The sequence below is a fragment of the Phormidium sp. CCY1219 genome (assembly GCF_035615515.1).
In the GTDB taxonomy this organism is placed as follows: domain Bacteria; phylum Cyanobacteriota; class Cyanobacteriia; order Cyanobacteriales; family Laspinemataceae; genus CCY1219.
Map to the genome: position 1 here is coordinate 1 of NZ_JAJENT010000831.1, position 7,437 is coordinate 7,437.

At 54.0% G+C, this 7,437-nt stretch carries 4 protein-coding genes; 1 reads left to right on the forward strand and 3 read right to left on the reverse strand.

What is annotated here, in order from left to right; all coding sequences use genetic code 11:
* Positions 1-390 precede the first annotated feature (390 nt).
* Positions 391-1,242 (forward strand): carbohydrate ABC transporter permease, encoded by an 852-nt coding sequence (locus tag LKK83_RS26200; RefSeq protein ID WP_324634415.1) that lies wholly within the window; start codon positions 391-393, stop codon positions 1,240-1,242.
* Between the two features lie 36 nt (positions 1,243-1,278).
* Here the strand turns inward: LKK83_RS26200 and LKK83_RS26205 are convergent, their stop codons facing one another.
* The 3 genes from LKK83_RS26205 to LKK83_RS26215 all read right to left on the reverse strand — a co-directional run.
* Entirely contained in the window at positions 1,279-3,822 is a 2,544-nt protein-coding gene (locus LKK83_RS26205) for an HD family phosphohydrolase (protein ID WP_324634416.1), read from the reverse strand.
* A 473-nt stretch (positions 3,823-4,295) separates the two neighbouring features.
* Complete coding sequence (locus tag LKK83_RS26210) at positions 4,296-5,222, reverse strand: ADP-ribosylglycohydrolase family protein (RefSeq protein WP_324634417.1); 927 nt, start codon at positions 5,220-5,222, stop codon at positions 4,296-4,298.
* 626 nt (positions 5,223-5,848) lie between these two features.
* Positions 5,849-7,437, reverse strand: a 1,589-nt coding sequence (locus LKK83_RS26215) for a CHAT domain-containing protein (protein ID WP_324634418.1), incomplete at its 5' end; no start/stop codon positions are given.

Below are 7,437 nucleotides of genomic sequence, written 5' to 3' on the forward strand. Positions count from 1 at the left end.
CTAGCAGTGATGTTTTGTCAAACTGTTGTCTGTGTAAGGGGGGAGAACTCCTCCCTACGCATAAATGACGAGGGTTTTCGTTCTCCCCCTTACCAACCCTAATTTCTGATGACCATTTTTCCTGTCCTGCCAGTAAAATTTACAAAAGTTTACAAAAAAGATAAATTCTGAGTGAAAGCGGTAGAGAGCGCCATACCCAAAGTCACCGCCACGTCAAGCCTTTGAGGATTATATGGGTGAATCTGAGAAGGGTGGGCTATTCAACGTTGCGCCCATGACAAGGGTGAATTGAAAACAGAGGTTTGAGAGGCGGATTTGGCAGGAGGTGACATCCAAGAGCTGTAACCTCAGAATAGAATGGAAAGGCTGCTGTATCCAAATGCCAAACCGATGACGAAATCCAAACCTTATTCGCCCCAGGGTTCGGGGTGGAAAACCCTGGGGATGTATGTCGGATTGAGCGCGATCGCCGTAATCATGCTGCTTCCCTTACTGTGGCTGATCGGCACCGCCTTCAAATCGCCGAGCGAAAATATCTTTCAATTTCCGCCGCAATTGATTCCTACCGAACCCACGGTGCAAAACTTTGTCAAAGTCTGGCAGACCAACCCCTTTGGGCGGTACCTGTTCAACAGTACCCTAGTGGCGGTGCTGACGGTGAGCTTAAACCTGCTGTTTTGCTCCCTCGCCGCATACCCCCTCGCCCGGTTAGAATTTCGCGGGAGGCAACTCATTTTCACCGCGATTATCGCCACGATTATGATTCCCTTTCAAATCGTGATGATTCCCCTGTATATTTTAACCGTGCAACTGGGATTGAAAAACACCTATTTAGGGATAATTTTCCCCGCCTTAGCCTCAGCTTTCGGTATTTTTCTGTTGCGACAAGCCTTTCAGGGAGTGCCGAAAGAATTGGAAGAAGCGGGGCGAATGGATGGCTGTTCGGAAGTGGGGATTTGGTGGCATGTGATGCTGCCCGCCGTGCGACCGGCATTAGTCACCTTGGCGATTTTTGTGTTTATCGGGTCTTGGAGCGATTTTCTGTGGCCCTTAATTGTAGTGGATCGACCGGAATATTACACCTTACCGTTGGGGGTAGCCAAACTGTCGGGGACATTTTCCTTAGATTGGCGGGCGATCGCGGCAGGTTCGGTTATCTCCATCGCCCCAGTGGTGCTGTTATTTTTACTCCTACAGCACTACATCGTCCCCACAGACACCGGCACCGGGGTAAAGGGATAAAAATTGCCAATTGCCAACTGACAATTTTTCTGTTATTTATTTGCGCTGGAGACTGAGCGCCCCTTTCGGATAGGCGATGCGCTTGTGATTGAACTGTTGCCAGACGCGCACGAAGATTTCGGCGATTTTGGGCATTTCTTCGCGAGTCAGACCGGAATCGACCAATTGATCGTCCTGCCACCGGGCTTTGAGGATTTTATTCACCATATTCAGGGCATCCTCGGGGGTTGCCTCCTTGAGGCTTCGCAAAGCGGCTTCACAAGAATCCGCCAGCATGACGATACCGGTTTCGCGGGATTGAGGAATCGGGCCGACATAGCGGAAATCGGACTCGCGGACTTCGCGCCCTTCGCTTTCGGCGCGTTGCTTGGCTTGGTGATAGAAATAGGCAATCAGCATGGTGCCCTGGTGTTCCGGGATAAAGGCTTGAATTGCCTTTGGCAGGCGGCATTTGCGCGCCATCACCAGTCCTTCGCTGACGTGTTTTTTGATAATTTCAGCACTAGTCCAGGGGTCGTCGATATCGTCGTGTTTGTTCGGACCGCCCATTTGGTTTTCGATAAAGCCCAAAGCATCGTGCATTTTCCCGATATCGTGGTAGAGGGTGCCGGTGCGAACCAGTTCCACATTACAGTGGAGTTCTTTAGCTGCCGCCTCGGCTAGTGTGGCGACAAATAGGGTATGCTGGAAAGTGCCGGGAGCTTCGGTAGCCAAGCGTTGCAGTAGCGGGCGGTTGGGGTTGGCGAGTTCTGCCAGACGGATGGGGGTAATCAAATCGAACAGATGTTCGAGATAGGGACTCAGCCCGATCGCGATAATGCACCAAGCCACGCCAGCGAGGGCCTGCAAGGCGGTAGCCCCGAGAATCGTGTACCAAATCGAGCCGGCGGTGGCACTGAGAATCAAGGTGGCGAGTAGGTAAACCACGCCTTGGGTGCCGCCCACCGCGCCGCCGACGAGGGCGAGTTCTTCGCGCGATCGCATTCTGCCGGCGAGGAAGCCCGCGAGGATGCCTCCCACGGCATTCGCTACCAAGTAGGTGCCCTCGATTTCCATGCCGATGGGTAGCAGGAAGCTCAACAGGGCGATCGCGGTACTGCCCAAAGCAGAGCCATAGAAACTGCCCACTAATAAACCCACTGCCGGTAGGCTAGTGTAAGGCACGCCCAAGGAAATCAGCAGGGGGACGCTCAGAGACAGCATCAACACCAAAGCGCGATCGCGCCGTCTTAATTTCGGGTGGGTGCGGCGTTCCACAAGCCAAAATATTCCCACGGCGACGGTGACGCAACCGCTAAACCCAAACAGTCCCATCCAATTAATTTTGCGGCGACTCATGCCGAAGCGATCGAGGAGGACGAATTGCGCTTGGGAGATAGTTTCGCCTTTGGCGACAATGGTTTCGCCCTTTTCGATAGAGACATAGACGGGTTTGACTTCGCGGGCGGCTTGTTCGGCGCGATCGCGGGTTCGTTCCAGGTCTTTAATCAAGTTGGGCTGCAGCACTTTTAACAACAGGGTACTTGCCAGGGCTTCGGCATTTTCCGGCACTCGCTCTTGTAGCTGGGCGATCGCGGCGCTTTTTAACAGATTATCCGGCAATCCCGGGGGAATGCCTTGGCTCAACATGGGTTCTAAAGCTTGTTTGATGCCGATTTGGGTTTGTTGCCACTCGGCATCGGAGAGTTCGAGTAAATCCGGCTCGAATATGCGGGTGGATTGCACCGAAGAGGGTCGTTCGATGGCGTCTAAGGCGGTGGTGTAGCGCTGGCGGATCTGGGCCATTTCATTCACCAGGGCAGAAAAGCGATCGGGGTCTCCCTGTTGGCGATACCCTTGCAGTGCGGCAACGGCTTCTTCTCCCCGGGGGGTTAACAAACTGCGCTGGAGAACATCGGTGCTACTATCGGAATCAGAGAGATTGCTGCTGTTGTTGGGTAAAGCTTGGCTGAGGGCTTTATCTTCTATCACCGCCGCGAGCAAGGCTTGATATTCCCACTCTGGGGCTTGACGCAGATAACGCTGAGCGGAAAGGGGCAACTGTGATGGATTTACAAAAGGAAACGCCCCGGCGATGTCGCGCAGTTGCTGTCCTTCTTGCAAGACTTTTTCCAGTACGCGATTAATCTGCTGGTTCACCGGGCGATCGATGGTCAAAACCGGGGTAGAGCCGATGCGGGCGGCTTTGCGATTTTCCTCGGTGGTTTTGACGTCCTTGACTTTGGCATCCTGGGGGGCTTCAAAGCTCTGGGGAGCAATGGTGCCTACTGCCAATTGCGGCTGATTGTAAAAGCGGTGTCCCAATGCGCCGGTGAGACATACCACCGCCAGCACTAGGGAGACGGGAGAATGTACGGTGCTGTTCATCCGCTTTTTCCAGCCGGTTTTCCAGAGGGGTGGGCCGGAAACAGGGGGGATCCGAGATGCAGAGGACTGGCGATCGCGGCGCGCCCGATTGGATCCATTGTTCCCAGAACGCGATTCTGGCGGTTCTGCAGAGGAGGTCTGGCGCGAGTACAGGGTCGCGCACTCTTGCCGCCATTGTTCGAGTTGCTGTGTGAGGGATTGAATCGATTTCATGGGTCGTACCCTTTCCAAACTCTAAAATTTAGGCTTTTCGGAGACAGTGGGTGTTTGATGAGCGCGTTTGGGGAGAAGAACTGAAAAATGCCCCTTTCCAAATAGCACGGCGTTTGCAGTTCGGATTGCAGCTCAGTGCATGGATCTGAGGTGGTGAGTCACCCCCGATCGCTGAGAATGGGAAAGGGTTGGGTTGGATTTGCGGATCCCAAGTTGAGAGTCCGGCTCAACCCACATCGGCTCCATTATAAAGGTACGGATAAAATTGCCGATTTGAGGTGGCTCTCGGGTGGCGATCGCCTGGGGTGGATGGGACTGTTTCTGGAGGGTGATTTTTTATTGAAAATGCGGGATTCACAGGGATTTTTTCCTAGAATTGACAACAAGGATTGCGGGATTACATGAAGCTTTTATAACGCAATTTATGGGAGGTTGGGGGAAGTTTTGACCCGATCGCCGGGGGCATGAGAGCGTTATTCCCGAGGCCGAATCACGTTGGGTGCCCCCACTGCCGGCAATTGCCGAAAGGGTGGGGGGGAATTATCTAGATCGTACACCCCGGACCAGGCGGCTAACAGGCGATCGCTCGATTTTAACATTTCTTTTCCGCTTTGTCCGGCATCCAGTCGCCATGAAAGGGGGATGCCTTGGATGCTGTTATATGCGCCGGATAGGGCGGCGGTGAGCAGGGCACAAAGCGGGGCCTGGCTGCCTTGGGTGGCGCGCATCACCGCAAGCTGAAACTGTTCTGGGGTACTCAGAAAGCTGTAAAAGGCAAGGAGGATGGGACTGCTCTCGGGAAGGGGACTGGCAAGGGGGGCGATCGCCAGTCGCTCTCGCGCGATTTCCAGCCCCGCCCCTTCGGCGACTAACCCCTGGACTCGCTGCAGTTGTTCCGCGAAGCGGGTTTCGCTGGTTTCTAGGGTATCGAGGAGTTGGGGGATGACAAGGGTGGGCTGCAGGGTGTTTCTCAGGGCTTGGGCGATCGCGTACCCCAGGGCGAAGAGTCCTTCTTTTATGTCTGGAGGGGTTGACAAAATGTCTAAAGTGTGGTATAGCGTGTTTCGCAGCAAGCTGGGGCTTTCGTGACCGAAGAGGATGACCGGGAGAATGGCCATTGCTTCCGTGGGACTGAAGGTGACGGGATCTGGCGGGGAAAGGCGGGAAATGGTACTCACCCACTGGCGATCGGGGACGCCACCGGATTCGATCCAGGCGCGAATGCTGGCGATCGCCACTTGGGTGGGGTTTACCTGTGCATCGGAGGTGCCATTTTGCACCGGATTGGCACTGGAGGCGGGGGGGTGGGGTTTTCCGTGGGCGAGTGGGCCGGGGATTCTGGCCCCAATTGCCGCACCGAGTAGGGTTCCTTGAAAGCGATTTAACAGGGAATAGGGCATATTAAGATTGTGCCTTGTCAGGAGCTTACCGCATTGTCCGCAATCCAGGGAGAATTGTAAAGATTCCCGCACCCCTACAATGTACCTCGTAGGGTGCGTCACCCCCGCCCCCGGATGATGCAATTCCCCCAACCTAGCGCTACGGGGGTGACGCACCGCGATGGAAATTATATTATGTTTGATGTCTGCCGGAAAAAGGCGGGGGATTGAAATCGCGCCTGGGCAAAGGCCAAGCTAATTCGAGGCGGGGGATTGAAATCGCGCCTGGGCAGGCCCAGCGGGGGATTGAAATCGCGCCTGGGCAGGCCAAGTCCGCCTACGCGGACTAATTCGAGCGGGGGATTGAAATCGCGCCTGGGCAGCTAATTCGAGGCGGGCGATTGAAATCGCGCCTGGGCAGGCCAAGTCCGCCTACGCGGACTAATTCGCGGGGGATTGAAATCGCGCCTGGGCAGGCCAAGTCCGCCTACGCGGACTAATTGTTTTGTTTCCAGTTATTTATTCCGAGAAATTTTATGGTAAATATAAAAAAAACACATCAAAACCAGCTCGCGTAGGCGGGGTTAGTGCTGTGAGGTTGCACCCTGGGTGCGCGGCTTTGCCCACCCCATCGACCGGATATTATATCAATAGCCAATCAAAATAAACGGCGACCAAAAGAAAGGATGCCCGTAATCTTCAATCAATTGTAACTTCGCCGCGCGCAATGCCTCACTTTTACTCATGCCACTGCCTAAATTTTGATAAAACACCACCATCAATTCCTGAGTCGCCTCATCGTCCACATTCCAGAGGGTGGCAATGGTGGCACGTGCCCCTGCCCGTTCGAACAAATAGGCCAGTCCGGCAATTTCGATGTTGCCACTTTCGGTGGCTACGGCGGTCTCACAGGCACTTAGCGTGATGAGTTCCGTGTTTTCCAGTCCCAGGGTTGCCGCCTCCGCAATCTGGAAAGACTCCTGATTGGCAAATAAAATCGTATTGGGTTCCATATCTATCGTGCGATTTTCTTCGTCGCAATTCTCGCGCAGACAGCAACCCTCGGGATTAAAACAGCCGTGAGTCGCCAGGTGCAGCAGGGGAAAACGGGGGGCTTGGGTTTTGAAGGTATCCAGGGTGGCCGAGGAACCCAGGTGGTTCTCACTTCCGGGGAAAATCTCGGCAATGCGACGGGCTTCTATCTCGGCGGATTCTAGGGCAAAGGGGTCTACCGGCACCGGATTGCCCAATGCCAAGAGTTGGCGGGTTTGTGCGAGAGGGGTAGCCTCGCGAGTGCCGGCGGAGAGGCGAGTGAGATAGTGAATCGGATATTTTTCGATGAGATAGCGGTTCGTTTGGGCATCGTAAAGGCTTTCAAAGGGAATAGAACGCAGTTTTCCCGTGGCGATAATGCTCAACTGCGAGGGAGAAAGCGCCTGGATTTGGTCTTCTACCGGACGAATCAGCCAGTCGTAAAGTTGTGCGCCGATTTCGCGATACTTGGAATTGCGCCGATTCGATACACTGTCGCGATATTGGCTCAGTTGGGTCTCCAATTCTTCGGGAGTCACGGGAATTTGAGTGACGGTGAGCTGATTGGGGGTGAGCAGGAAAAGGGCGATCGTGTTGGGTACGTTTGTTACATTGGTGAGTATCACGGGCTGAATCACTACGGTGTTTTGCGGAATGCTGGCGCGCAGTTGTTCGATATCTGTGGGTTGGGTTTCAAACAACTCCGCCACTTCCGGATAGCGCTGGGAAATGGCTTCCGCGTCGGCGTTGACTTGGGCTTCTAATTCGCGAATTTGCCGAGAAAGGGAGTCGGAAAATTCATCTTGCAATTGCTGACGCAGGTATTGCAAGCGTTGATTGTCTTGATTCCATTGGTCGATTTCTTGCTGTGCTTGCGGGTTTTTGACTTTGGCATCAATCAGGCGAGAAAACTCTATCAGATCCACGGTGGAGGCGAGGTTTACCCATTCATAGGCGCGATCGGGTTGGTTTTGCTTGATGAGAAGGTCAATCAAAGCCACTGCAGTGCCTCGGTTATCTGCGATAAAGGCTTTGCGATTTTCCCGCAATAATCCGGCGCGCATATCTAAGGTGATATCGAGGGAGTCTTCCCACAAATCAATGGCATCTGTGGGTTGTCCGATGTTGGAGTAGACTGCACCGATATTATTCAGAGTCGTGGCTTCCCCGCTTCTATCTTCCACTTCCTGCATTATCGGTAAGG